This window comes from Dyadobacter sp. HNCC25DJ185 (assembly GCF_056895195.1).
The window spans coordinates 1-233 of record NZ_JBXHAR010000048.1; the positions used below are offsets into that span (position 1 = coordinate 1).

General features: G+C 55.4%; 1 protein-coding gene. It reads right to left on the minus strand.

Annotated elements, in window-relative coordinates:
* On the minus strand, nt 1-233 hold a 233-nt coding region (locus AC1XUF_RS32115; protein ID WP_483345969.1), incomplete at both ends, for a hypothetical protein.

Genomic DNA, 233 nt, shown 5'->3' on the forward strand with positions numbered 1-233 from the left:
TCCCACACCCAGCCCTTGATCGAAGTACATGCCGCACCGTCGAAACTGCCCTGGTAGGCTACGGGCTTGGCACACGTCAGGGATTTGGGCGAACCGCCCAACAATATGCTTGTACCCTTGATGCGGATACTCAACTGATGGGCCTGTGCGTCCTGAAGACCCACAGGAAGCGCAAAACTGAAACCGTATTTCCCTGTACCTGTACCATTGTCCAGTAGGTCCTGACGGAACGT